Annotated in this window: 17 protein-coding genes; 10 read left to right on the top strand and 7 right to left on the bottom strand. The window is 63.7% G+C overall.

Going from position 1 to position 26,301, the window contains the following annotated elements:
• Window positions 1-6: 6 nt before the first annotated feature.
• Window positions 7-957, bottom strand: a complete 951-nt coding sequence (locus BUA36_RS08500; RefSeq protein WP_084560058.1) for a formylglycine-generating enzyme family protein — start codon at window positions 955-957, stop codon at window positions 7-9.
• Window positions 958-1,103: 146 nt separating this feature from the next.
• On the opposite strand from BUA36_RS08500, the gene BUA36_RS08505 reads away from it, so the two are divergent.
• Entirely contained in the window at window positions 1,104-2,282 is a 1,179-nt protein-coding gene (locus tag BUA36_RS08505; RefSeq protein ID WP_072783444.1) for a M48 family metalloprotease, read from the top strand.
• Window positions 2,279-7,321, top strand: coding sequence for an AAA domain-containing protein (locus tag BUA36_RS08510; RefSeq protein WP_072783446.1), 5,043 nt, complete (start codon window positions 2,279-2,281; stop codon window positions 7,319-7,321). The genes BUA36_RS08505 and BUA36_RS08510 overlap by 4 nt, the downstream gene beginning before the upstream one ends.
• On the opposite strand, the gene BUA36_RS08515 is transcribed toward BUA36_RS08510, so the two are convergent.
• Together BUA36_RS08515 and BUA36_RS08520 are read right to left on the bottom strand one after the other, a co-directional pair.
• On the bottom strand, window positions 7,302-8,189 hold the full coding sequence (locus BUA36_RS08515; protein ID WP_072783448.1) for a LysR family transcriptional regulator: 888 nt from the start codon (window positions 8,187-8,189) through the stop codon (window positions 7,302-7,304). The genes BUA36_RS08510 and BUA36_RS08515 overlap by 20 nt on opposite strands.
• Window positions 8,190-8,198: 9 nt before the next feature.
• Complete coding sequence (locus BUA36_RS08520) at window positions 8,199-9,194, bottom strand: YeiH family protein (protein WP_072783449.1); 996 nt, start codon at window positions 9,192-9,194, stop codon at window positions 8,199-8,201.
• Window positions 9,195-9,384: 190 nt separating this feature from the next.
• Here BUA36_RS08520 and BUA36_RS08525 point away from each other — a divergent pair, with 190 nt between their 5' ends.
• The 5 genes from BUA36_RS08525 to BUA36_RS08545 all read left to right on the top strand — a co-directional run bounded on the left by BUA36_RS08525 (window position 9,385) and on the right by BUA36_RS08545 (window position 16,435).
• Window positions 9,385-10,491, top strand: coding sequence for an alpha/beta fold hydrolase (locus BUA36_RS08525; RefSeq protein WP_072783450.1), 1,107 nt, complete (start codon window positions 9,385-9,387; stop codon window positions 10,489-10,491).
• 12 nt (window positions 10,492-10,503) lie between these two features.
• On the top strand, window positions 10,504-10,845 hold the full coding sequence (locus BUA36_RS08530; protein WP_072783451.1) for a DUF2946 family protein: 342 nt from the start codon (window positions 10,504-10,506) through the stop codon (window positions 10,843-10,845).
• Between the two features lie 70 nt (window positions 10,846-10,915).
• A complete protein-coding gene (locus BUA36_RS08535; RefSeq protein ID WP_072783452.1) occupies window positions 10,916-12,136 on the top strand; it encodes a TolC family protein in 1,221 nt (406 codons plus the stop codon).
• The gene (locus BUA36_RS08540; RefSeq protein ID WP_072783453.1) at window positions 12,129-13,316 is read left to right on the top strand and encodes an efflux RND transporter periplasmic adaptor subunit; all 1,188 of its coding nucleotides are present in this window, start codon (window positions 12,129-12,131) and stop codon (window positions 13,314-13,316) included. The genes BUA36_RS08535 and BUA36_RS08540 overlap by 8 nt, the downstream gene beginning before the upstream one ends.
• Before the next feature lie 14 nt (window positions 13,317-13,330).
• Entirely contained in the window at window positions 13,331-16,435 is a 3,105-nt protein-coding gene (locus BUA36_RS08545) for an efflux RND transporter permease subunit (RefSeq protein ID WP_072783454.1), read from the top strand.
• Here BUA36_RS08545 and BUA36_RS08550 read toward each other — a convergent pair.
• Both BUA36_RS08550 and acpA read right to left on the bottom strand, forming a co-directional pair.
• The gene (locus tag BUA36_RS08550) at window positions 16,410-17,909 is read right to left on the bottom strand and encodes a tryptophan halogenase family protein (protein ID WP_072783455.1); all 1,500 of its coding nucleotides are present in this window, start codon (window positions 17,907-17,909) and stop codon (window positions 16,410-16,412) included. The genes BUA36_RS08545 and BUA36_RS08550 overlap by 26 nt on opposite strands.
• Window positions 17,910-18,018: 109 nt before the next feature.
• The gene (gene acpA, locus BUA36_RS08555; protein WP_229255643.1) at window positions 18,019-20,160 is read right to left on the bottom strand and encodes an acid phosphatase; all 2,142 of its coding nucleotides are present in this window, start codon (window positions 20,158-20,160) and stop codon (window positions 18,019-18,021) included.
• A gap of 148 nt (window positions 20,161-20,308) precedes the next feature.
• Between acpA and BUA36_RS08560 the strand changes: the two genes are divergently transcribed.
• Window positions 20,309-21,517 carry a cytochrome-c peroxidase gene (locus BUA36_RS08560; RefSeq protein ID WP_072783457.1) on the top strand — a complete coding sequence of 403 codons (1,209 nt, stop codon included), beginning with the start codon at window positions 20,309-20,311 and terminating at the stop codon, window positions 21,515-21,517.
• A gap of 50 nt (window positions 21,518-21,567) precedes the next feature.
• Window positions 21,568-24,231 carry a polysaccharide deacetylase family protein gene (locus BUA36_RS08565; protein ID WP_072783458.1) on the top strand — a complete coding sequence of 888 codons (2,664 nt, stop codon included), beginning with the start codon at window positions 21,568-21,570 and terminating at the stop codon, window positions 24,229-24,231.
• Here the strand turns inward: BUA36_RS08565 and BUA36_RS08570 are convergent, their stop codons facing one another.
• Complete coding sequence (locus BUA36_RS08570; protein ID WP_072783461.1) at window positions 24,232-24,543, bottom strand: cupin domain-containing protein; 312 nt, start codon at window positions 24,541-24,543, stop codon at window positions 24,232-24,234.
• A 104-nt stretch (window positions 24,544-24,647) separates the two neighbouring features.
• On the bottom strand, window positions 24,648-25,250 hold the full coding sequence (locus tag BUA36_RS08575) for a DJ-1/PfpI family protein (RefSeq protein ID WP_072783464.1): 603 nt from the start codon (window positions 25,248-25,250) through the stop codon (window positions 24,648-24,650).
• Between the two features lie 76 nt (window positions 25,251-25,326).
• Here BUA36_RS08575 and BUA36_RS08580 point away from each other — a divergent pair, with 76 nt between their 5' ends.
• On the top strand, window positions 25,327-26,301 hold the full coding sequence (locus BUA36_RS08580) for a GlxA family transcriptional regulator (RefSeq protein ID WP_072783675.1): 975 nt from the start codon (window positions 25,327-25,329) through the stop codon (window positions 26,299-26,301).

Consider the following 26,301-nt stretch of genomic DNA (forward strand, 5'->3'; position numbering starts at 1 on the left):
TATCCTCTAGCGATTTCGTACACAACGGAAAGCATTATCTTCGTAGCTTGAATATTTGGTGTGCGGAATCTCGCGGTCGGGATCGTTTTTAGTCTTGCCATACTGCGTCCAGCTTCCTTTCCGGCCGCCGTTATCGTAGGACCAGCGCTTGATTGTCATGGCTGAACTATCGCTGCCGAAGTAGCCACGAATAACGTGGACCTTGCCGGTTTTAGGGCCAGCAGGATTCTGTGTGGGAGAGGTCTGGTAATACTTGGCGTCATACCAGTCGTTGATCCATTCACGAATGCCTGCGCTCAGGTTATAGATCCCGGCGGCATTGGGAGGATATTTTCCGATTTCGACGATACCGCCCGCCGCCTCGCGCTGTTCAAATGAGGGGGTGTTCTGCCCTGGAATAGATTGGCCGTTGTCCGTGGGATAAAGGTGGCGCTTGCCGCCGCTGCGCGCCGCATATTCCCACTGTGCCTCCGTTGGCAAATCATAAGGCTCGCCGGTTTGCTTGGCCAGCCACAAGCAGTAGTCTTTTGCGCCCTGCCAGCTTACGCCAGCAGGATTTTTGGGTTTACGGAATTTTTGAGCAATTTCTTCCTGATTGATTCTTGGGAGACGCTGGGCTGCTGTAAACACGTCAAATTCTGCATAGGTCACGGGATATTTCCCAATGAAGAATGCACTGAGTTTCACTTTGTGCAACGGTTTGGAATCGGCATCGCCGTCAAATGGCAGGCCGTTTTCATTAACCTCTGCCCCCCAGTCTCCCATGTCGAAGCTACCAGCAGGCAGCGGCACCATGTTTTTCTTCGTATCGGCCAGTAGCTGCTTGATGGCTTCTGCACTTGGTGCCGGATCGCGCCAGTTCCCGTCTGGCATTTGCTCAGCCTGATCGGCTGACGCGATGTTGGCGGCGAACAGAAGATTTAGCAACAGGGTTGAGCTGGCGAGTACAGTACGCATGGTGGTCCATCATCTAAGCAAGTGTGCTTATTATGTCATCAATAAAACCAGTCTGATTTCCTGTTGAGCCCGACGCCGGGGCGGCGCTGCGGATGTTGAGAATGCCTTATCATGGTGCCTTGCAAACGACCGTATCCTGGGCGCCATTGGAACCGACTAATTACCATCTTGCCGTCTGCGCTTATCTGGAGCAGCGGGAGCCAGAACTGTGGAACTGGATCGCCGCTTCACGGCAGGAGCAAGACCCCGCCTTACGCCTGCATCTGCTGAAAACCACCTATCAATTGAGCCAGGAAGCACATCCCGCCTTGCATGCGGCGGTGGCGCAGGCCTCGCAGCGGCTCAACATCGCGCCAGAGGTGGCGCTGTATCAGGCCAATCACGCGGAGCAGATCAACGTTGCGATCTATGTCGAAAACAATGCGGCCCACATCATTTTCAGCGGCGCCGTGCTGGAATTGCTGGATGACGCCGAACTGAGCGCCGTGATCGGCCACGAGCTGGCCCACTACGAATTGTGGCAGCGGGATGGTGGCCGCTTCTGGATCGCCAGCCGCCTGGTCGAACGCCTCGCCGATGAAGAACCGGGCCGTGGTGAATGGCATTACACCGCCTTGCGCTATCAGCAGTACATGGAGATTTATGCGGACCGCGGCGCCTACCGCGTGTGCCAGGACATTGCGCCGTGCATCGCCAGCCTGGTCAAGATCCAGACTGGCCTCAAGCAGGTGCACGTGGACAGCTACCTGGAACAGGCGGAACGCATCCTGGCGCACGATGGCGTGGTCAGCGACGCTGTCAGCCATCCGCAAGCCTTTATCCGCGCCAAGGCGCTGGCGATGCACGCTGCGGCCGCGCCGGAACTGGATGCCACGCTGGATCGCCTGCTGGCCGGCGCCATGGAGCCGGATACGCTGGATATCACGGGCCAGGTCGCCCTGGCCGCGCTGACCCGCAGCGTGGTCGCCAGCCTGCTGACCTCACCGTGGTTTGCCAGCGATGCTGTCAAGGCGCTGGCCCGGCGCTACTGGGACGACTTCACGCCTGGCGAGGCCGCAGCGCCCCAGCATCTGGGGGCGGTCGGCCAGGTGCTGCTGCCGGATGCACACAAGCTCGATACCTATCTGTCCTTTGTCCTGCTGGATTTCGCCTGCGTCGACCCAACGCTGGAAGAACTGCCGATGGCCGCCGCGCTCCAACTGGCCGACCAACTCGGCATCGGCGACACCTTTGAAACCACCGTGCTGAAAGAAACCAGGCTGAAAAAGACCGCCCCGGCCAAACTGCGCGCCATGGTGATTCCCACCCATATCGATCGCCCATGAGTACTCCTGCCCCCGGCTTTTTTGATTTTCTCAACGGCCTGCACGATGCTCCGCAGACCGAAGACCTGCAGGCGTGGCTGCTGCCGCTGTTTGAACAGGTAGCACAGCTGCACGCGCAGGATCAGGTGGCGCCGTTGAAGGGCGTGGCGAGTGTGCGTTTCGATTATAACCAGCTGTGGTTTGAGCAGGGGCTGGCGCAGGCGCCGCAACGCGCCGACGATAAAATCGCTGCACTCGATCCGCAAAGCACGCTGACCATCAGCGCGCGCCTGTATCAGGACGATGAGGAGACGCGCAACCTGCGCATCGCTGCGCTGCAGACGGGGACGGGTGTCGAAGCACCGGCCTACCTGCCCGGCTATGTCTCGTGGGAGCACACCTGGTCGCACCACGATCCGCTGACCGATATCTTTGTCCTGGGCCTGATGCTGGCCAGCGCCGCGTGCCGGCTGAACCTGTCGCAGGAAGAGGATCTGGCGCGCTTCGCCGCCCATCGCCACAATCTGTTTGCCTTGAACGACAGGCTGAATCCTGTCTGGGCGCGCATGATTGTGCGGATGACGGAGCTGTCGCGCCACCGTCGCGAGCCGGACCTGCAAGAGGTGATTCATACGTTGCGCAACTACCGCGTGCTGGATGCGCCGGTGGCGTTGCCTGCGGTCGCGCAGGGCGAAGGTTCGCGCAACCGCCAGCTGCAGGCGCATTTGCGCGACCGCCTGTTTGAGGTATCGCGCCGCAACAAGCTGCTGTACTTCCGCCAGTCGCAGCAGACGCTGAACCTGACGGTCGGCTCGTTCCCGCTGATGCTGGATGTCCGCAACATCAAGGAAGAGCAGCTGTTCTACTGGCATGAGGGCGTGGCAAAGCAGGTATGCAGCGAGGCGCCGATCCCGCTACAGAAGTATCTGCGCTTTGAAGACCTGCCGTTCCTGCCATCGCAGCTGGATGCGATACGTACTGCGGCCCAGCGTGACCAGAACGAGTACGGCTGTTCGCAATTGCGACTGGCCGTGTGCATGCTTCGCTGGCATAACTTCAAGGAAGACAAGAACGAACGTATCACCACGCCATTGCTGCTGTTGCCAGTGACGCTCACGCGCAAGAAGGGGGTGCGTGACACCTATCAGCTGCAGGCAACGACGTCGGTGGCGGAAGTCAATCCTGTGCTGCGCCATGTCCTGCGTCAGGTGTATGGCATGGAACTGCCGGAAACCGTCGATCTGGAGCAGCCGCTGGATGCCTTCCATGCGCAGCTGGAACAGCAGATCCGCCAGTCGGAGCCGGGCATCACGCTGCACAAGATAGAGCGCCCGCAGATTCAGGTGATCCGCAAACTGGCCAAGGCGCGCCTGGACCAGTTCGAGCGTCGCCGCAAGAAGCAGCTCAGTGGCCTGACCCGCCGCAGCCATGGCGATTTCGAATACAGCTACGACCAGTCTGCCTACCATCCGCTCGGCGTGCAGCTGTTCCTTGACCGCGTCAAGCCGCAACCGGCGCCGCTGGCCAACCTGGTCGGCAAGCCACGCCCGCTGTACATGACGGCGCCTGGCTTGGTCGAAAGCGAGACGTACGTGATCGATGAGGACCGCGCAGGTTCGCCCTACGACTGGGAGTTTGACCTGTGCGCGCTCACGCTGGGCAATTTCAACTACCGCAAGATGTCGCTGGTGCAGGACTATAACGCGCTGCTGCGCGAGAACCTGTCCAGCCCCGCGTTCGACGGCATCTTTTCGCTGGAGCCGCGCCGCAGCTTTGCCGACACGGTGGAGCAGCCGGACCTGGCCAGTCAATTCACGGTGGTGCCGCAAGACCCGACGCAGGCCCGCGCGATAACGCACGCCCGCAGTGGCGCCAGCATGATTATCCAGGGGCCGCCCGGCACCGGTAAATCGCAGACCATCACCAATCTGATCGCGGACTATGTGGCGCGCGGCAAGCGCATCATGTTCGTCTGCGAAAAGCGCGCGGCGATCGACGTGGTTTACCACCGCCTGCAGCAGCACGGCCTGGAAAAGCTGTGCGCGTTGATTCACGATTCGCAGGGCGACAAGAAAGCCTTTGTGATGGACCTCAAAGCCTGCTACGAAGCGTGGCTGGCGCCAGTGGCCGAGCCGGAACAGGCCGAGCATCAGCGCAATGCCTTGCTGGCGCTGGCGGGCCGCGAACAGGAGCAACTGGCCGCGTTCTCATCGGAGATGACGGCGACGTACGCCAATGTCGGCATTCCCTTGCGCGACCTGTACAAGCGCATCGCCATACTCGGCGTCGATGAGGGCGCCAGCGTTTCCATGGAGTTGCCGGACTACGCGCAGTGGGCCGGCAATGGCGCGATACTGCTGGACCTGGCGACGCGCCTGCGTGACGCCGGGCAGGACCCGGTGCTGGCACATCATCCGCTGCGCAATGTGCACCCGCAGTTGCTGGCGACGCCACAGCCGGTGGCAGCCGTGCGTGCGGCGGCGGCAGAGGCCTTGCCGTTGCTGCGACAGCTGCAGTCATCGCTGTCGGCCTTGCCGGCGGAGCTGTGGCAGGACATGGCCGGGTTGCGCCGTCTGGCGGGCTATCTGCAGGCGGTGCGGCCGCTGCTGCAGCGCCAGCTGCCGGAGCTGCTGGACGCAGATCTGCCGCGCAGTGCCGCCTTCCTCAAGCTGCGCAAGCAGTATCTGGCGCAGCGTGAAGCGGTGGTTGCTGCCACAGGCAAGAGCGCGCACTGGCGCGTGCGGCCGACTGCGGATGAAGTGGAAATCGCGCTGCCGCAAGCAACGGCGGTGGAGCAGAAGCTGCTGGGTTTTCTCAGTCCCGTATGGTGGCAGTTGCGGCGGTTGTTCAAATCGGCGTATGACATGGGCGCGCATGCGGTCAAGCCGCGCTGGAGTGATTGCCTGCGCTGGCTGCAGCAGGATTACCAGGCCACCGCTGCGCTGGCCGCCGTTCAGCGCGAGATCGACAGCGAATGGCATGTCGATGATGTGGATGCCTTCTCGGCGCAGGTGGAGGCGCTGCACGCACAGAGTGCCGCGCTGCCGCCGGCCCTGCTGCTGTTCCAGCGCGAGCTGACGAGCCGCCGCCATGCCGATCTGGCAGGTCTGGTCGAGCTGGAGCACTTGTGCACCGTGGTGTTCCGTGCGCTGGATGCGGGCTGGGTCGACTTCGATCACCTCAGCGTACCGCAATGGCTGGATCAGCTGGAGGCCACCGGTGACGCCAGTGCATGGCTGCCGCTGATGGCCAGTGGCCTGACGGCGCTGCATCAGACCCCTGCGGCGTTCGCGCACGCCGCGCGCACCTGGCCGGGCCAGCCGGAAGCGCTGGAACTGGCGATGGCGCGCGCTTCGCTGGCGCAGGTCTACCGTGACAATGCGGCGTTGTCGCGCCAGAGCGGCGCCCAGCTGGACCAGTTGTGCGCGCAACTCAGCGCGCATCTGCGGGAACTGCATGCGCTGAACGCGCGCGTTATCCTGGAGCGCCGGCGTAACCAGTTCCTGGCGCAGCTGGCGATTGCCAACAGCAGCGCAAGCCAGTTGAGCGCCGAACAGAAGGAGTTCAAGAAGAACTACTCGGCGGGCCGCCGCGAACTGGAAAACGAGTTTTCCAAGGTGATGCGCTACAAAGCCATCCGCGAGTTGGCTTCGAGTCATTCCGGGCTGGTGGTGCGCGATCTCAAGCCGGTGTGGATGATGAGCCCATTGTCGATCTCCGACACGCTGCCGCTGGAAGCCGATTACTTTGATGTCGTGATCTTCGACGAGGCCAGCCAGATACCGGTGGAGGAAGCCATACCGTCGCTGTACCGCGGACCGCAAGTGATTGTGGTCGGCGATGAAATGCAGCTGCCGCCCACGAACTTCTTCAGTGCTCAGCATGACCCCGATGAAGCGGATGAGGAGATGATGGCGGACCTCAGCAGCGATAGCTTCCTGAACCAGGCCGCGCGCAGTCTGCCGTCAACCATGCTGCAATGGCACTACCGCAGCCGTTCCGAGGCCTTGATTACCTTCTCCAACCATCGCTTCTACGAAGGCAGCTTGCTGACGATTCCGGACCATGCGCTGATGCAGCCGGCGGCGCCGATCGTGATGGCAAATGGCGCGGAAGCCGCGCCAGCATTGGTGCAGGCGCTGCAACGGCCGATCAGTTTCCACTTCCTGTCCGACGGCCTGTATCGCGACCGCCGCAACCAGCCGGAGGCGGCCTATATTGCCCAGCTGGTGCGCCAGCTGCTGGTCAGCGGCAGTCCTCTGACCCTGGGCGTGGTGGCGTTCTCCGAGGCGCAGCAGGATGAAATCGTCCAGGCCTTGCGCGCGCTGGCCAGCGCCGATGCCGGGTTCTCAACGCTGCTCGATGCAGCGTATGAACGCGAGGAAGATGGCCAGTTCTGCGGCCTGTTCATCAAGAACCTGGAAAACGTGCAGGGTGATGAGCGTGACCTCATCATCATGAGCGTCTGCTACGGCTACGACGCCCAGCGCAAGATGCTGATGAACTTTGGTCCGATCAACCGTGCCGGCGGCGAGAAGCGTCTGAACGTGGTGTTTTCGCGCGCGAAGCGGCATATGTTCCTGGTGTCGAGCGTCAAGCATACCGACATCCGTAACGACTACAACCCTGGCGCCTTTGCGCTCAAGGCCTACCTGCAGTTTGCCGAGTTGTCATCCATCGGCGATCTGCCGGGTGCGCGGCAGGTGATTGAGCTGTTGGGCGGTAAGCACCGCGTGCGGCGGCAGACGGAATATCATCCGGTGGTGGCGCAGTTGCAGCACGTCCTGCAGCAGCGCGGCTATCTCGTGGACACGGATATAGGCGAGTCCAGCCTGCGTTGTGACCTTGGTGTACGCCGCCATGGCGACAGCGCGTATCGCCTGGGTATTCTGGTGGACACGGATACCCACTACGCCGCGCCGGATCTGATCGAGCGTTACCTGCAGCAGCCGGATTTGCTGTCCGGCGCTGGCTGGCGCATCGCGCGCGTCTACAGCAAGGACTGGGTGGCGCGTCGCGAAGCCGTGCTGGATGAATTGTTCAAGACGCTGGACGCTTGAGCAGCTCCGTCAGGGCTTGCGCCGCGCGGCTCTGGTGGCGCTGACGATGATGCAGCAGCGAGAATGGCCGTGGCGGCAGGTCCAGATTCACCTTGCGCAGCAGGCCCGCCTGCAGATGCGGCGCCACCACGAGTTCTGACACTACTGCCGCATATGGTCCCGCCAGCACGGCGCTGCGTACGGCTTCGTTGGACGGCAGGTCCAGCGCGACGCGCAACTGCGACGGCATGATGCCCATGGCCGCCAGCCGTGCCTCGAATGCGGAGCGAGTGCCGGAGCCTGGCTCGCGCATGATCCACTCGGCGTCACGCAGCGCATCCGCGTCCACTGCGCGGCCATCGGCCCATGGATGGGCGGGCGCCACGACCGCGACGATGTCGTCCTGCGCCACGGTGGTGCTGGCCAGCTCCTGCTCGTCCACGCCATCTTCCACCAGACCGAGATCGGCCATCCCTTCACGCACCGCTTGCGCCACGCTGCTGGTGTTGCCGATGGTGAGGCTGAGGGTAATCAGCGGATACTGCTGGTGGAAGGACAGCAGCAACGGCGGCAGCCAGTAGCTGGCGATGGTCTGGCTGGCGTGGACGGCCAGTGCGCCGCGTTGCAGGCCTGCCAGTTCGGCCAGCGTCAGTTCGGCATTGCGGGCGGCGGCCAGCGTGGCGCGTGCTTCAGCCAGGAACAGGCGTCCGGCGTCATTGAGCTGGATGCCGCGCCCCATGCGGTGGAAGAGCGGCGTGTCGTAGCGCTCTTCCAGCGCGCGGATGGAGGCGCTGACGGCCGAGGGTGTGAGCGCCAGGGCATCGGCCGCCTGCGTCAGGTGCTCGCGCTCGGCGACGGCAATGAAGATACGCAGCTGTTCCAGCGTCATACGGATTCCTTAAGCGATATGCAGAAAATGGATCAGTCCCAGGCTGATGGCCGACAGTGCCAGCAGGGACAGCACCACGACCATGGTAACCCGGCCACCGGCGCGCAGCACAGAGCGCGCATCGACACCCAGGCCCAGTGCGGCCATGGACATCACGGTCAGCGCATTGGCGGCGATGTGGGTTGGCGCCAGCAGCGCTTGCGGCAGCAGGCCGAAGGAACGCAGCGCCATCAGCGTCAGGAAGCCGACGATGAACCATGGCAGCAGGTGCGACAGTTGCGGGCGCTGGCGTTCGCTGCGTGGACCGAACAGGGACAGTAGCAGCACGACCGGCCCGAGCATCAGCACGCGGACCAGTTTGACCAGTGTGCCGATGTGGGCGCTGGTCAGCGATACGGCGCTCGTGGCGGCCAGCACTTGCGGCACGGCGTACACGGTCAGGCCGGCAAACACGCCGTACTGCATGGCGGACAGCGACAGCAGCGGCATCATCAGCGGCAAGGTCAGCACCACAATCACGCCCAGCACGGCGGTGAAGGAGATGGAGGCGGCAACGTCTTCGCCATCCGCATCAATCACCGGCGCTACGGCGGCGATGGCGGAATTGCCGCAGATGGAGTTGCCGCAGGCGATCAGGATGGCCAGTTTGCTGGGCAGGCCGCCGAGGCGGCCAATCGCGTAGCTGCAGGCGATGGCCAGCAACACCACGCCGGCGATGCCAGCCAACAGCGTCCAGCCGCTCGCAAGGATGGCCCCGGCACTGACCGATGCGCCCAGCAGCAGGACGGCAAGTTCCAGCAGGGTCTTGGCGCTGAAGTGGATGCCGGCGTCCCAGCGCGGCGATAGCTGCACGGTGGTGCGCAGTGTGGTGCCGAGCACGATGGCCAGCACCAGGCTTTCCAGCCAGGCGCGGCCGAATAATGCTGCTTCGATGCGCTCCAGGCCGATGGCGGCGGCAGTGACGGCTGCACACAGCAGCAGGCCAGGCAGGATATTGTTGCGCATTTCATACTCCTTATTACAAATCCGAATAAGCAAAGTATGAAACCGCATGGCCATGCAGTCCATTGATATGTTCTGCACAAATCGTTCGATTTCATAAAACAATTGGCCTCCACCCGCTGTCAGGCGAGCGGAATCGCTATGGACATTAATATCACGCTAAGATGGCCGTTTCTTGGTCGGGGGAGCAGCGATGGGAATGCGTGATTGGCTGGCGGCGGTGCTGGTTGGGGTATGCAGTCTGGCGCAGGCGGCCGGACCGAACAACCGCGCGGAAGCGGTGCAGATCGTCGCGGAGATGCGCCGCGTGGTCACGCCCGGCGGCGTGGAGCGCAGCCAGATGGTGCGTATCGGCGGCATCGACCAGGCGGTGACGATACGCGGCACGGACCTGCGCAATCCCATCCTGCTCATGGTGCATGGCGGCCCGGGTTATGTGGCGATGCCGACCAGCTGGTATTTCCAGCGTGGCTGGGAGGACTACTTCACCGTGGTCCAGTGGGACCAGCGCGGCGCCGGCAAGACCTACGCCGCCAACGACCCGGCCACCGTGGCGCCGACCATGACGCGCGCACGCATGCTGGCCGATGCCGAAGAAATGGTGACGTGGCTGCGCAAGGAATTCGGCAAGGACCGTATTTTCCTGATGGGGCATTCCTGGGGTAGCTCGCTGGGCGTGGACATCGCCAGCCGCCATCCGGAGTGGCTGCATGCCTACATTGGCATGGGGCAGATCGCCAATTCGCCCGAGAGCGAGCGGCGCGGCTGGCGTTTTGCGCTCGATGCGGCAAGGCGTGACGGCAACCAGCCGGCGGTGCGCGAGCTGGAAGCGTTGGCGCCCTATGCCGCGCCGGGGCAGACGGTACGGCTCAAGGACCTGTACGCGCAACGCAAATGGCTGGGTTACTACGGCGGCGCGGTGCATGCGCGCCGTGGCTTTGAGGCCGAGTCGGCGGCTGTGAAGCTGGCGCCCGAATATTCGGATGCGGAGCTGAAGACCATCTGGGAGGCCGGCGACTTCTCCGCCAGCCATCTGCTGGCCGACGTGGTGGCGATCGATTTCAGCAAGCTGACGCAGTTCCGCTGCCCGATCATCATTTTCAACGGCCGCCATGACTACAATGTGTCGTCCAGCGTGACGGCCGAGTGGTTCGAGACGATACAGGCGCCGTCGAAAAAGCTGGTGTGGTTCGAACACTCGGCGCATGAGATGTTCAACGAGGAGCCGGGCAAGATGCTGGTGTCGCTGGTGAATCTGGCGCGGCCATTTGCCGAGAAAGCAGGCGATGTAGCTCCCTGATACAATAGCCGCGTGAAAAAAATACTGCTCATACTGCTGCTGACAATATTGCCTATCCAGTACTCCTGGTCGATGGCGGCCGTCTATTGCCAGCACGAGTCGAGCAAGGTCACGCACTTTGGCCACCATGGCCATCAGCACCAGTCGCAAGCCGATGATGGCGCGGACAAGAGCAAGCTGTCCAAGCATGGCGATTGCGAGGTTTGCCACCACGCGGTGCAAGCCTCGCTGTCCGGCGCCGATGCGGTGCTGGCCGCTGCGCCGGCAGTCGTGTACACGCCGTCCGGCGTGCCGCGCTACCACTCCTACATTGCCGACGGGCCGCCGCGGCCCAACTGGTCCCTCGTCGCTTAACGCGGCGAGACCTGATCTCCTATTCCCTGTCACGTCTCGTCGAATTCCATCCTTTTAACTGGAGAATTCGATGTACAAATTTGTTTTGCCGCTATGGCTAGCGGCATGGCCTGCCTATGCGCAGGCCGGAATCGAGCCGCCTGCGCCATTAACGCTGCCCGCAGCGCTGGCGCTGGCGGATAGCGCCAATGCCGATCTGGCGGCGGCGCGTCATGAACTGTCGGCGGAAGATGGCGTGGTGCAGCAGGCTGGCTTGCTGCCCAATCCCTCGCTGACCGTGGAGCGCGTCGATACGCGGCGCGATACGCGCGAAACCACGGTGCAACTGAGCCAGCCGCTGGAACTGGGCGGCAAGCGTTCGGCCCGGGTGCAGGCAGCGCAGCGCGGACGCGAAGGTGCGGCGGCTGCGCTGGTCCAGCGTCGCGCCGAGGTCCATTCTGAAACCACGGCGGCGTGGTTTGCAGTGCTGGCCGCGCAGGAGCAGTTACGTCTTGCGCAGAAGGCGTCCGAGCTGGCGCAGCGTGCGGCGGCGGCGACTGGCCGCCGGGTGGTGGCCGGCAAGGTGTCGCCGGTGGAGGAGACGCGGGCGCAGGTGGCGGCATCCACCGTCAAGCTGGACCTGATCCGCGCGCAAAGTGCGCTGGTGACGGCGCGTGCGCGGCTGGCGTCCATGTGGGGCAATCCGGCGCCGGTGTTTGAGAAAGTGGCGGGCGAGATCGAGGCGCTGCCCGAGTTGGCGCCGCTGCCGGCGCAGCGTGCGTTGCTGGCGCAGGCGCCGGCCATGCAGGTGGCGCGGTCGGAAGTGGAACGCCGCCAGGCGCTGGCGAAGGTGGAACTGTCGCGCCGCGTGCCGGATGTGTCGGTCAATATCGGCAGCAAGCGTTCGGAAGAGCTGGGGCGCACGCAGGCGGTGTTTGGCATTTCCGTGCCGCTGCCGCTGTTCGACCGCAATCAGGGCGCGGTGCTGGAGACGGCACGCCGCGCCGACAAGGCGCGCGACGAGCTGACGGCGACTGCCGCGCGGCTGGAGGCCGAGCTGGCGCAGGCACGCGAGGAGTATGCCGCGTCGCGCGCACAGGCGCTGGCGCTGCGCAGCGAGATTCTGCCGGGCGCGCAAAGCGCCTACGACGCGGCCATCACAGGCTTCGACTACGGCAAATTCGGCTTCCTCGATGTGCTGGACGCGCAGCGCACCCTGTTGCAAGCCCAGTCCCACTACCTGACCACCCTGGCCGACGCGCATCGCGCGCAAGCCGCCATTGCCCGCATTCTGGGAGCAGATCATGAATAAGAAACAGACCATTACCATCGCCGCCATGGCGGCTATTGCGCTGCTGCTGGCGGCGTTCATTCTCAAACCGCGTGCAGAAAGCGCACATGACGGTCATGCGGACAGCGAGCCGGCCACCGCTCGCGAAGGCGCGGCTGCGGTCGAGGCGGTGGCGTTGAGCGAGGCGCAAATCAAGGCGGCCGGCATCACGCTGGCCGCCGCCGGCCCGGCGCAAATCAGCACCGTTCTCACGCTGCCAGGCGAAATCCGCTTCAACGAAGACCGTACCGCGCACGTGGTGCCCAAGCTGTCGGGCGTGGTGACCGCCGTGCATGTGGAACTGGGCGAGACGGTGAAGCGTGGCCAGTTGCTGGCGGTGGTCGCCAGCAGCGCCTTGTCGGAACAGCGCAGCGAACTGCTGACTGCACAACGCCGGCTGGCGCTGGCCGGGACCACGCTGGAGCGTGAACGCAAACTGTGGCAAGACAAGATCTCCGCCGAGCAGGACTATCTGCAGGCAAAGCAGGCTGCGAGCGAAGCGGAAATCGCGGTGCAGAACGCGCGCCAGAAACTCAGCGTGCTGGGTACTGGCGCTGCTGGCGGTACCCAGCTGAATCAGTTGAATCAACTGGAATTGCGCGCACCATTCGATGGCGTGGTGATGGAAAAGCACCTGGCGCTTGGCGAGGCGATCAAGGAAGACGCCAACGTCTTCACCATCTCCGACCTGTCCACCGTATGGGCCGATTTCGCCGTGCCGCCGCAGGATCTGAACCGGGTGCGTGTTGGTGAAACCGTCATCGTCCGTGCGTCCGCGTTTGATGCCCAGGCCAGCGGCAAGATCACCTATGTCGGCGCCCTGCTGGGCGAGCAGACCCGCACCGCCAAGGCGCGCGTGTCGCTCAAAAATCCGCAAGGCGCCTGGCGTCCCGGCCTGTTCGTCAATGTCGATGTGCAGTCGGGCCTGAGTTCCGCTGCCGTCACAGTGGCGGCGGATGCGGTGCAGACGATAGACGGCAAATCCGCCATCTTCGTACGCAATGCCAAGGGCTTCCAGGTGCAGACGGTGACGCTGGGGCGCAGCGATGGCAAGCTTACCGAGGTGCTGCAAGGTCTGTCCGCAGGCGCGCAGTATGCCGCCGTCAACAGCTACGTGCTGAAAGCGGAACTGGGCAAAGACAGCGCCGAACACGAACATTGATACGGGAGACGACTATGTTTGAACGTATCATCCGCTACGCCATCCATCAGCGCTGGCTGGTCCTGCTGCTGGTCGCAGGCATGGCTGCCCTGGGCATCTACAGTTATCAAAAGCTGCCGATTGACGCGGTGCCGGACATCACCAACGTGCAGGTGCAGATCAACACGGCGGCGCCGGGCTACTCGCCACTGGAGGTCGAGCAGCGTGTGACCTTCCCGCTGGAGACGGTGCTGGCTGGCTTGCCGCGCCTGGAGCAGACACGCTCGCTGTCGCGTTATGGCCTGTCGCAGATCACCGTGGTATTCAAGGACGGTACCGACATCTACTTCGCGCGCCAGATGGTTAGCGAACGTTTGCAGCAAGCACGCGCGCAACTGCCTGCCGGGATCACGCCATCGATGGGGCCTGTCTCGACCGGCCTGGGTGAAATCTACCTGTGGACGGTGGAAGCCAAGCCCAACGCGAAAAAAGCCGATGGCACGCCGTACACGCCAACCGATCTGCGTGAGATTCAGGACTGGATCGTCAAGCCGCAGCTGCGCAACGTGGCTGGCGTCACCGAGATCAATTCCATCGGCGGCTACGCCAAGGAATATCATGTGGCGCCGCAGCCGCAACGGCTGGCGTCATACGGCCTGACCTTGCAGGATGTGGTGACTGCGCTGGAGCGTAACAACGGCAATGCCGGCGCCGGCTACATCGAAAAACGTGGTGAACAGCTGCTGGTGCGCGCACCGGGGCAGGTACGCTCGCTGGAAGACATCCGCAACATCGTGCTGCGCACGGCCGGCGGCGTGCCGGTGCGCGTGCGCGATGTCGCGGAAGTTGACGTCGGCCGCGAACTGCGCACCGGCGCCGCAACCGAAAATGGCCGCGAGGTGGTGCTCGGCACCGTCTTCATGCTGATCGGCCAGAACAGCCGCGCCGTGTCGCAGGCGGTGGACAAGCAGATGGCCGTCATCAACCGCAGCCTGCCGCCAGGCGTGGAGGCGATCACCGTCTACGACCGCACCGCACTGGTGGACAAAGCCATCCGCACCGTGAAAAAGAACCTGCTGGAAGGTGCGGTGCTGGTGATTGCCGTGCTGTTTATCTTCCTCGGCAACCTGCGCGCGGCATTGATTACAGCCATGGTGATCCCCTTGTCCATGCTGTTCACCTTCAGCGGCATGGTGGCGTACAAGGTCAGCGCCAACCTGCTGAGCCTTGGCGCGCTGGACTTCGGGATCATCGTGGACGGCGCGGTGGTCATCGTTGAAAACTGCGTGCGCCGCCTGGCGCATGCGCAAGCGACGCTGGGCCGTTCGCTGACACGCGCGGAGAAGTTCGAAGAAGTCTTCGCTGCCGCCAAGGAAGCGCGCCGGCCGCTGTTATTCGGTCAGCTCATCATCATGGTGGTCTATCTGCCGATCTTTGCGCTGACGGGCGTGGAAGGCCGCATGTTCCATCCGATGGCGCTGACGGTGGTGATGGCGCTGCTGGGTGCGATGATCCTGTCGGTGACCTTCATTCCCGCCGCCGTGGCGCTGTTTATTGGCGACCGTGTGGTGGAGAAGGAGACGCATCGCATCAATCTCTGGTACGGCGCAATGCTGGAACGCGCGCTGGCGAATACTCCGGTGGTGCTGAGCTTTGCCGGGATTGCGGTGGCGCTGTCGCTATTACTGGCGACGCGCATGGGCAGTGAGTTCGTCCCCAGCCTGAACGAAGGCGACATCGCCATGCAGGCCCTGCGCATCCCCGGCACTAGCCTGACGCAGTCGGTCGAGATGCAGAAGCAGATCGAGACGACGCTGATGCGCAAGTTCCCGGAAATCGAGCGTGTCTTTGCGCGTATCGGTACGGCGGAAATCGCATCCGACCCGATGCCGCCGAATATCTCGGACGGCTACATCATGCTGAAGCCGGAGCCGCAATGGCCCAAGCCCCGGAAGTCGCATGCCGAGCTGCTGGAGGCGATACAGAAAACCGTGGCGGCAATGCCGGGCAATGCCTACGAGTTTTCGCAGCCGATCCAGCTTCGCTTCAACGAGCTGATATCGGGTGTGCGCAGCGACGTCGCCGTCAAGCTGTTTGGCGACGATGCCGATGTGCTCAACGATACCGCTGCGCGCATTGCCGCCATGCTGGGCAAGGTGAGCGGTGCGCAAGAGGTGAAGATCGAGCAGACCAGCGGCCTGCCGGTGCTGACCGTCGATATCGACCGCAGCAAGACCGCGCGCTATGGCCTCAACGTCAGCGATGTGCAGGACGCGATTGCCACCGCCATCGGCGGCAAGCAAGCCGGCACCATGTTTGAAGGTGATCGCCGCTTTGATATCGTGGTGCGCTTGCCGGATGCACTGCGTGCGGATATGGAGGCGATCCGACGCCTGCCGTTGCCGCTGCCGGGCGGCGCCAACTTCATCCCGCTGGGCGAGGTGGCGACGTTCACCATCGCACCGGGGCCGAACCAGATCAGCCGCGAGAACGGCAAACGCCGTGTCGTCATCAGCGCCAATGTGCGCGGGCGCGATATCGGCTCATTCGTTGCGGAGGCGGAGCAGCGCTTGCAGCAGGTGACCATCCCCGCCGGCTATTGGACCACGTGGGGTGGCCAGTTCGAGCAGCTGCAATCGGCTTCGCAGCGTTTGCAGATCGTGGTGCCGGCGGCACTGGCGCTGGTGATGCTGCTGCTGTTCGCGATGTTCGGCAATCTGAAGGATGGCTTGCTGGTGTTCAGCGGCATTCCGTTCGCACTGACGGGCGGCCTGGCGGCGCTGGCGCTGCGCGGCATACCGTTGTCGATCTCGGCGGTGGTGGGCTTTATCGCCTTGTCCGGCGTGGCGGTGCTGAATGGCCTGGTGCTGATTTCCGCCATCCGCAAGCTGCGCGAAGATGGCCGCACTGTTGAACAGGCGATTCGCGAAGGTGCGCTGGGCCGTTTGCGTCCCGTGCTGATGACGGCGCTGGTCGCTTCGCTGGGCTTCATCCCCATGGCGATTGCTACCGGCACCGGTGCGGAGGTGCAGCGGCCACTGGCCACGGTGGTCATAGGCGGCATCCTGTCGTCTACCGCGCTGACGCTGCTGGTGCTGCCGCTGCTTTACCGTCTTACTTCGCAGCGCAGCGCGCCTTGATGTAGGCAGCGTGTGACGGCATCTGGCTGACGCACTGGCCGATCACGGAAGCGATGTCGCGCAGGTAGCCGGCGACTTCGCTTTCGTCCATCAGGTCGGCCAGCGGGTGATAGCCCTCGACCGGCACACGCTGGCCCTGCAGCACCTGCAGCCAGCCTGCTTCCGCAAACAGCTCGTTATCGACGCGCACGATGCGGCCACGCGTGCGCCACAGTGCCATCTTGTCCCGCAGCGTTTGCGGCACGTCCATGGTGCGAACATGGTCCCAGAACGGCGTGTCGTTGCGCTCCGTGGCGTGGTAGTGCAGGATCAGGAAGTCGCGAATGCGTTCCACCTCGAAGTCGCACTGGCGGTTGAACTCCGCCACGTCCGCGGCGCTGAAGCCCTGGTCCGGGAAAAAGGCAATCAGGCGCGCGATGGTGGACTGGATCAGGTGGATGCTGGTGGATTCCAGCGGCTCCATGAAGCCGGAAGACAGTCCCACCGCGACCACGTTCCTGTTCCAGACCTGTTTGCGCTTGCCCGCTGTGAAGCGCAGCTGTTTGGGCTCGGCCAGTGCGCGGCCGTCCAGGCTGGACATGAGGATGCCGGCCGCTTCATCGTCGCTCATGAATTTTGAGCAGTAGACATGGCCGTTGCCGGTGCGGTGCTGCAAACCGATGCGCCATTGCCAGCCTGCCGGGCGCGCGGTGGCGCGCGTGTAAGGCAGCAGTTCGTTCCCCAGTTCGCACGGTACGGCGTAGGCACGATCGCATGGCAGCCAGTGCGACCAGTCTTCAAAGCCGGTGTGCAGCGCCTGTTCGATGAGCAGGCCGCGGAAGCCGGAGCAGTCGATGAACAGTTCACCGCCAATCAGCTCGCCGTTTTCCATGCGGACGGCATCGACATGGCCATCCGAGGCGCGCGTCAAGGCATCAACCACTTTGCCTTCGATGCGGCGTACGCCTTTGGCTTCGGCATAGTGGCGCAGATAGCGCGCGTACAGGCCGGCGTCGATATGGAAGGCATGCACGATGTCGGCCAATGGCGAGTTGCCGTGCGAGCGGTCGGCGCGCATGAATTTGCCGGCCTTGGCGGCCATGCGGTTGATGGAGTAGTGTTCGATGTCCGGCGCCTTGCCGGCATGCTGCATGCGCAGCCAGTACTGGTAGAACGGCAGCGTGGCCAGGTCCTGGCCGAAGATGCCGAAGCCGTGCATATAGCTGTCGCCAATGCGGCCCCAGTCCTTGAACTCGATGCCCAGCTTGAAGGTGGCCTGGGTGGCGCGCATAAACTCGTCTTCGTCTATGCCCAGCACGGAGTTGAACAGCTTGATCATGGGGATGGTGGATTCGCCCACGCCCACGGTGCCGATGTCGTCGGACTCGATCAGTGTCAGTTTGATTTTATCGCCCAGCACGCGGGCCAGGGCCGCTGCTGTCATCCAGCCGGCGGTGCCGCCGCCGACAATCACTACCTGCTTGATGTTCTCCATCCATTCCGCCTTTATGGTTTATTTTTTGACGCGATGCGGTGTCACTATATCGCATCGCGGCCGGCAGTAACGGCCAAGGCGGAAGCTGTTACTGCCGGTGTCAGGCTGCTTACTCCTGTGGTGTCAGGGCCAGGGCGGCGCTGAAGTCGCCCATCGGCTTGGCGCCGCTGCTAGCCAGCGCTTTGTCACGCGTGGTCAGGCCATCGAGCACCGGCAGGTTGAAGCGGTGGGTGATGGCGCGCAGGATCGATGCGGAGTCGTACTGCGTATGGTCGACGGTCCCCTTCTTCACGTATGGCGACACGATGATTGCCGGGACGCGGGTGCCTGGACCCCAACGGTCGCCCTTTGGTGGCGCGGCGTGGTCGTAGAAGCCGCCGTTCTCGTCGTAGGTCACGATGACCAGCATGTTCTTCCACTGGGGGCTTTTCTTCAGTTTGGCGATGACGTCGGCGATGTGCGCGTCGCCGTCCGCTACCGAAGCGTAGCCGGCGTGCTGGTTCAGGTTACCCTGCGGTTTGTAGAAGGCCACGGCTGGCAGCGTGCCGGCAGCAGCATCCGCCACGAACTGGGTGTCGTAGTCTTTCAGGTGGGCCGCGCGGTAAGCCGGGAACTTCACCGGGTCCATATTGGCGAAGTAGTTGAACGGCTGGTGGTGGAACTGGAAGTTAGGCGGATTGGTGAACGCGCCGCGTGGGGCGGCGGTACCGGCTGCCAGCGTATCCTTCCATGCGCCGGCATACCAGGCCCAGTCGACGCTCTTGGCGGTGAGCAGGTCGCCAATGTTTTTCTGGGTTTGCGGTGGCAGCGTATTGGACTTGTTGGTGTCGGCATACAGGTGGGTGCTGTCGTCGCCGGCCGGGGCGTTCGAGCTAGGCTGGTACGGCGGCTGCATGGTGTTGACCGCGTAGAACATGCCGCTCGAATCCGCCGGCGTGATGGCGCCGTCGTTGGCGTAGGCCGGTGCGCCATTCAGCACGCTGGCGGGCGCGGTGGCCGATGGCGTCAGGCGCAGGAAGTTGCCTTTGCTGTCCAGGTCGATCTTGGCGATCAAGCCCGAGGCGACCGACTTGTCGGCGTTCGGGTATTGCGGTGCGCAGGCGCAGATCAGGTACTGGTGGGTCAGGAAGGAGCCGCCGAAGGCGCCGATGAACAGGTTGTCGGCCAGCGCGTACTGCTTGGCGATGTCCCACATCTTCATCTTGCTGCCGTCGTAGTAGCCCATGGTCAGGCCGCCGGCGTCGGAATAGGCCGCGAACTTGTCGTTGGCGCCGCCGTTAATCTGCATCTGGTTGTTGTAGAAGCGGTGGACCAGGTCGCGCGTGATGACCGATTGCGGCATCGAGATCGCGCTGTTGGCGTCGTCGATCTGGAATGGCTTGTTGGCCAGGTTGGCCGACTGCGCCTGGGTGATGACCAGGCTCTGGCCCGCTGCGGTCATGCCGCCCCAGGTCGGTGGCAGTACCGGCAGGGTGCTGTTGTCGTAGTCTTTCTGGGCGACATAGCCGCCGGTCGAGGTCGGGTTCACGCCCGGTACGCCGTTGGCGCCGGGGAACAGGCCGTACAGGTTGTCGAAGCCGCGGTTTTCCGCGTAGATCACGACGATGTTCTTGATGTTGGCCAGCGCGGCGCCAGCGGTGACGGTGCTGGCGATGTCGGACGCGGCGGTCTGGGCGGCGGCGTTGGCAATGACGCCGGTCATGACGTCGTTCTCGGCCTTGAGCTTGGCCTGGTCGTCGCCGCTGACCTTGTTGACGTCGGCCAGCAGGTTGGCTTCCGCAACGCCGAGACGCGCGGCCAGCTGGCTGCTGGCTTTGGCGAAGTCGCCGCCGTTGGCGTCCATGAGCGCGGTCAGCTCGGTGCTGATGGCGTCCACCACGGCAGTGTGGCCGTCGGGGGCGCGGAACAGCAGTTTCTGGGTGACCTTGGTGCCGGCATCGCCGACCGCGTCGTGGCGGATGGCGTCGGTGCCCACCGTGACCAGCAGCGCGCCATGGTTGGCGCCGGTGATGGTGAAGCTGCCGTCCGCGCCGGTGCGTACGGTACCGGAGTTGCTGTCGCAGGTGAATTTGGCGCTGCTGCTTTCCAGGCAGACCACAGCGTTTTCATAATAGCTGCCCACGACCTGGCCGGTCATGGTGGGGACGCTGCTATCGGACGAGCTGCCGCAAGCGATCAGGCCGGCGCCGATGCCGGCGGCCGCCAGCACCAGCGGCAGTGGACGCAGCGCCGTTTTCAGGGTGGATTTCATCTTCATGCCTTGAGGGTGGGGTGTGAAAGCGGCTCATGCTAATTAGGAAATATTTCAGGACGATGAAATGAAACGGCCGCAAAAGTATCGTTTTGTATCGGTTTCTCACTGTCATGTAGCGGTCATGTCATTTTGGTAGGCTGCGCGCATGAAAATTATTTATGCAGTGTTGACCGCTGCGCTGCTCAGCGCCTGCCATCCCAAGACCCCCGACGACGCCCCCAAGGCGGCCTATGCGCCCAGCGCCCACCAGCCCACCGTGCCGGAGCTGACCGCGCTGGGCCGCGCCATGTTTGTGGAGCCGAGCCTGTCTGCCTCAGGCCGCACCTCGTGCGCCAGCTGCCATAGTCCGGACAACGCCTTCAGCCCGAATAACAATCTGGCGGTGCAGCTGGGCGGCGGCGATGGCCGCACCGAGGGCACGCGCGCGGCGCCGTCGCTGTGCTATATCCAGAACGTGCCGGCGTTCACCGAGCACTATCACGATGACGATGGCGACGACAGCGTCGATGCCGGCCCGACCGGCGGCCACAACTGGGATGGCCGCGTGCAGACCGCGCACGAACAGGCGCTGGGACCGCTGCTGTCGCCGCGCGAAATGGGCAACAAGGATGAGGCGGCCGTGCTGGCCAAGCTCAAGGCCGGGCCGCTGGCGCCGCAGTTCCGCAAGGTGTTTGGCGACGACGTGTTCGAGCGTCCGCGCGCGGCCATGCAGGGCGCGCTGATGGCGCTGGAAGTGTTCCAGGAAAGTCCGACCGAGTTCTATCCCTACACCAGCAAGTACGATGCCTTCCTGCGCAAGCAGACCACGCTGTCGGCGCAGGAGCTGCGCGGCATGCAGCTGTTTAACGACGAGACCAAGGGCAATTGCGCGTCCTGCCACATCAGCCGGATTTCGCCGGGCGGCGTGTTCCCGCAATTTACCGACTATGGCCTGATCAATATTGGCGTGCCGCGCAACCGCCAGCTGGCGGTGAATGCCGACCCGGCGTATTACGATCTCGGCCTGTGCGGGCCGGACCGCACTGATCTCAAGGATCACAAGGAATACTGCGGCGCGTTCAAGACGCCATCGCTGCGCAATGTCGCGCTGCGCAAGGTGTTCTTCCACAATGGCAGCTTCACCAGCCTGGAGCAGGTGATCCGCTTCTATGTCACGCGCGATACCACGCCGCAGAAGTGGTACCAGGGCGGCCGCAAGTTCGACGACCAGCCGGCCGGCATGGACGCCAACGTCAATAGGGAAGCGCCGTTTGGCGGCAAGCCGGGCGACAAGCCGGCGCTCAACGAGCGCGAGATTGCCGACATGGTGGCGTTCCTGAAGACGCTCACTGATGGCTATCAAGTGAAAAATTAGCAAATGTGTCATAGAATGCTGATTCCGTTGCTTTAAAGAATTGCATTCTCATGAAGAAAAAAGTCCAGTATCTGTTGATCATTGCCGCTGTGGCGGCGGGTGTGGCGGGGCCGGTTGCCTACTTCGGCGGGCGGCAGGGCGCGGCGCCCACTGCGGGGCCGGCTGCCGCGACGGCCGCCGTGCCGCAACTGCAACCCGAGTTGCAGGCGCTGCTGGCCAACTACCGCAAGATCATCGTCCTGCTGGCGGATGAGAAATCGCTCAATGATGGCGAACGCAAGGCGGCCAACCAGGTTGGCCAGGCACTGTTCCATGAAAACCTGGAACGTCTGGCACGCGTGCAGACGCTGCTGGGCCAGGCGCAGGCGCTGCCGCAGTCCCAGCGTGATGCGGCGGACGACGCGCTGCTGTCGTATATCGAATCCTCGGCCGAGCTGTTTGACGCCGACCGTCTGGCCTTCCGCGAAGTGTTGATCAGCCTGCAAAAACTGGCCGCTGCCGACCAGACGCTGCCGGCCATCAAGCTGCACAAGCGCGTCAGCGAAGACCTGGCGGCGCTGGAAGACATCGAAAAGCAGTATGACAAGGAACTGAGCGGCATCTTCGGCCGCTTTGAAACGCGCGCCATCGTGCCCAAGCGCGAGCGCTGGGAGGACTACATCGCCAAGCTGCGCAAGCTGTACAGCCGCGAACAGATCATGAAAGACTACGGCGTCATCGTGCCGTATCCGGACCCGCCGAAGACCGCCGAGCAGGAAGAGCAGGGCAAGGAAATTTTCGGCAACACATTGCCGCCGAAAACCGTGGTGCTCACCTTTGACGACGGTCCGCATGGCACGTACACGGAGGAAGTGGCGGCCATCCTCAAGCAGTACAACGTGCCGGGCGTGTTCTTCCAGGTGGGACAGAATGTCGGCAAGCTCGACGCGCAGGGCAAGCAGACTTTGAGCAAGAACGCGGCCGAGAGCCGCCGCCTCATCGACGCTGGCCATACCGTCGGCAACCACAGCTTCACCCACGCGCAGCTGTCCAAGCAGAAGGGCGAAGCGCTGTATGGCGAGATCGCCAATGCGGACGCGATGCTGAAGGCGGCCGACTCACGCCGCTCGCAACTGTTCCGTTTCCCGTACGGCGCGCGCAATGCCGAGGGCATGGCCGTGCTGTCCAAACTGGGCCTGCGTTCGGTGATGTGGAATGTCGATTCGCTGGACTGGGCCGATCCCGTGCCGAGCTCGATTGCCAACCGCGTGCTGACCACGCTGGGCAAGGAGCAGCGCGGCATCATCCTGTTCCACGACATCCACGAGCGCAGCGTCAAGGCGCTGCCGATGGTGCTGGACAAGCTGATTGCCGATGGCTACAGCTTTGCTGGCTGGGACGGACAAGCGTTCAAGGTCGCGCAGGGCAGCCGGCCCGAGCCGGAGAAGATTGCCGTCAGCACCGGCTATGCCAACAGCTACGCGGTGGTGATCGGCATTAACGATTACCAGAAGTGGCCCAAGCTGCAGTACGCGGTGCAGGATGCCAAGGCGATCCGCGACACGCTGGTCAACCGCTTCGGCTTTGCCAGCGAGCGTGTATTCACCCTCAGCAATGGCGAAGCGACGCGCAACAACATTCTCGCGGTATTCCACGACAAGCTGGCCGATGCCAGGCTGAACAAGGACGACCGCATCTTCGTGTTCTTTGCCGGCCACGGCGCTACGCGCCAACTGAGTTCGGGGCGCAACCTCGGCTACATTGTCCCGGTGGACTCCGATCCGCAGCAGGTCAGCGTCGATGCGATCCCGATGACGGATTTGCAGAATATTGCCGAAAGCCTCAACGCCAAGCACGTGCTGTTTGTGATGGATGCCTGCTACAGCGGGCTGGGCCTGACGCGCGGCGGCGGCAACACCGCCTTCCTGCGCGACAACGCCCGCCGCATGGGCCGGCAGATGCTGACGGCCGGCGGCGCCGACCAGATGGTGGCCGATGGCGGCCCGAACGGCCACTCGATCTTCTCGTGGACGCTGCTGCAGGCGCTGGGCGGCAAGGCCGACCTCAACGGCGACGGCCTCATCACCGCAACAGAGCTGGCGGCGTATGTGGCGCCGGCGGTATCGAGCGTATCGCAGCAGACGCCCGCGTTTGGCAGCCTGCCGGGATCGGAAGGCGGCGAGTTCGTGTTCCAGCTGCCGGCCGAGGCCGAATTCCTGAGCGCGCAATCGAGCCAGCTGTCGCCGGAAGCGATCGCCATGAACAGCAAGCTCGACAGCGGCCGCAACCAGCAGGCGGACGGCAACACCGTTGTCATCAAAAACCTGCAAGGCGGCGAACAGAAGATCGCCGCGCCGAAACCGGTGGATGCCTCCGCGCGCCAGCTGGCGCAGCGCGCCAACGACAAAGGCCTGCAACTGTACAAGGAAAAACAGTACGCCCAGGCAGAAGCCGCGTTCACCGAAGCGTTGAAATACCGACCCGACTTCGGCCTGGCGGCCAACAACCTCGGCTTCGTCTACTACAAGCAGGAGAAATATGCCGAGGCGGCGCGCTGGTTCGAGAACACCATTCAAATCGACACCTCGCGCGCCATCGCCTACCTCAACCTGGGCGACGCGCGCATGCACCAGGGCGACAACGACAAGGCCCGCAAAGCCTACAGCAGCTTCCTCGAACTGGCGCCGAATCACGCCAGTGCCGGTTATGCGCGCGAGCAGCTGAAAAAACTCTAATCAGTCGCTGCCGGCCCGCTCGATCACGAGGATGCGGGCCGCGCCGCGCGGATGAGCGCAATGAGCGTCGCCGGCGCCGGCAAAGAACAGATCGCCAGCATGCAGCGTGGCCACTTGTTCATTGCCGGCGATACGGTAGTGCATATCGACCACGCCATCCATCACGGCAAACACCTCCTCGCCATCGTTGACGTGCCAGCGATAGGGCTGATCGGTCCAATGCAGGCGCACGGTGGCGCTGTCCATCGCCGCAATCAACTCGCTGCCCCAGGCCTGCGCCGCAGTGAAATCCTTACTTCGAATCACTTTCATACTTTCTCCCAATCCAGGGTCAGGTCCGTCATTTCTACACGCACTCAGCTGTAGCGGCGGCTTACGGCCGAGCTCGTGTAGAAATGACGGACCTGACCCCGGAGTTAAGCTTCTTTCCAGTCGTATTCCATTTGCAGGGCGGTGCGCTGTGCCAGCTCGCGGCTGGCCAGGCGTTCGACCAGGTGCAGCGACATGTCGATGCCGGCGGAGATGCCGCCCGAGGTGACGGTGCGGCCGTTGTCGACCCAGCGGCGGTCGGTCCTGACGGTGACTTGCGGCCAGCGCTGCTGCAGTTCGGCGATGTCTTCCCAGTGGGTGGTCGCTTCTTTGCCGTTCAGCAGGCCTGCTTCGGCCAGCAACAGGGCGCCGGTGCAGACGGCGGCGACCAGCTCGCAATCGCGCGCTTGCCCGGCGATCCACGCAATCACTTCCGGTTTGGCCAGTTCTGCCGTGACGACGCCACCGGGAATCACCAGTACGTCGATCGGGCCGGCGTCGGCAAACGTGGCCTCGGGATGTAGTTCCAGTCCGGCCCGTGCGCGGATCGGTGTCCGTTCCGGGGCCAGGGTGCGGACCCGGAATGGGGCCGCCGTGTCGGGCGCCAGCTTGCCGGCGACGCGGCTGGCGCAGGTGAAGACTTCGTAAGGACCGGCAAAGTCCAGGACTTCGACGTCGTCATAAATGTAGATGCCGATGGTGCGTGTCATGTTGTGCTCCTTTCGAATGAATAGTGCCATCACGGTGATTGACACAAATGACATCAATGGTGGAATATCTGCCATTATGAATCCCATCGATATCTGGCTGCTGGTCTATCCCGGCTTTACTTTGCTGGACGCCGCCGGCCCCGCGCAGGTGTTTTCTTCGGCCAATGACGAGGCGTGCGATGCCGGCTTGCCGCCGCCTTACCGGATTCAGATGATTTCGGCCGATGGCGGCCTGGTCGCCTCCACTTCGGGCGTGGCGTTGCAGACTGCGCCGTTGCCGCGCGACGGCCTCGGCGGGGCGACCTTGATTGTTTCCGGCGGCCGCGGCCTGGAGTGCGATGCCAGTCCGGCGCTGGAACCGTCGCTGGTGGCCTGGGTGCGGCAGGCGGCCGCCACGGTGGGGCGTTGCTGCTCGGTCTGCACGGGGGCGTTTGTGCTGGCCCGCACGGGACTGCTGGATGGCCGGCGGGCGGTCACGCATTGGCAGGACGCGGCGGCGCTGCAAGCCCAGCACCCCGCCATTACGGTGCAGGAGGATGCGATCTATATTAGAGATGGCGCGCTGTACACCTCGGCCGGGATTGCTGCGGGCATGGATCTGGCCCTGGCGCTGGTGGAAGAGGACCTGGGCCGCGCCGCCGGGCTTGCGGTGGCCAAGCGGCTGGTGGTGTTTTTCAAGCGGCCCGGCGGCCAGCGCCAGTTCAGTTCGGAGCTGCTGGCGCAGGCTGATCCGCAGGGCTTGCATGGCCAGCTGACGGGCTGGCTCAGGCAGCGGCTCGCGCAGCAGCTGGATGTGGAGCAGATGGCGGCGGCGTTTGCGCTGTCGGTACGCACGCTGCACCGGCGTTTGCAGCAGGAGGCGGGGATTTCGCCGGCCCAGCTGTTGTTAAGGCTGCGCATGGAGGCCGCTTGCGCGCTGCTGGAAAAGCCGGGCATGACGGTCAAGCGCGCTGCCCACCAGAGCGGCTTCGGCAGCGAGTACAATCTGCGGCGCGCGTTTGCCGCGCAGCTGGGGGTGGCGCCCAGCGATTATCAATCTCGCTTTGGATGA

The sequence above is a fragment of the Duganella sacchari genome (assembly GCF_900143065.1).
GTDB lineage: Bacteria > Pseudomonadota > Gammaproteobacteria > Burkholderiales > Burkholderiaceae_D > Rugamonas > Rugamonas sacchari.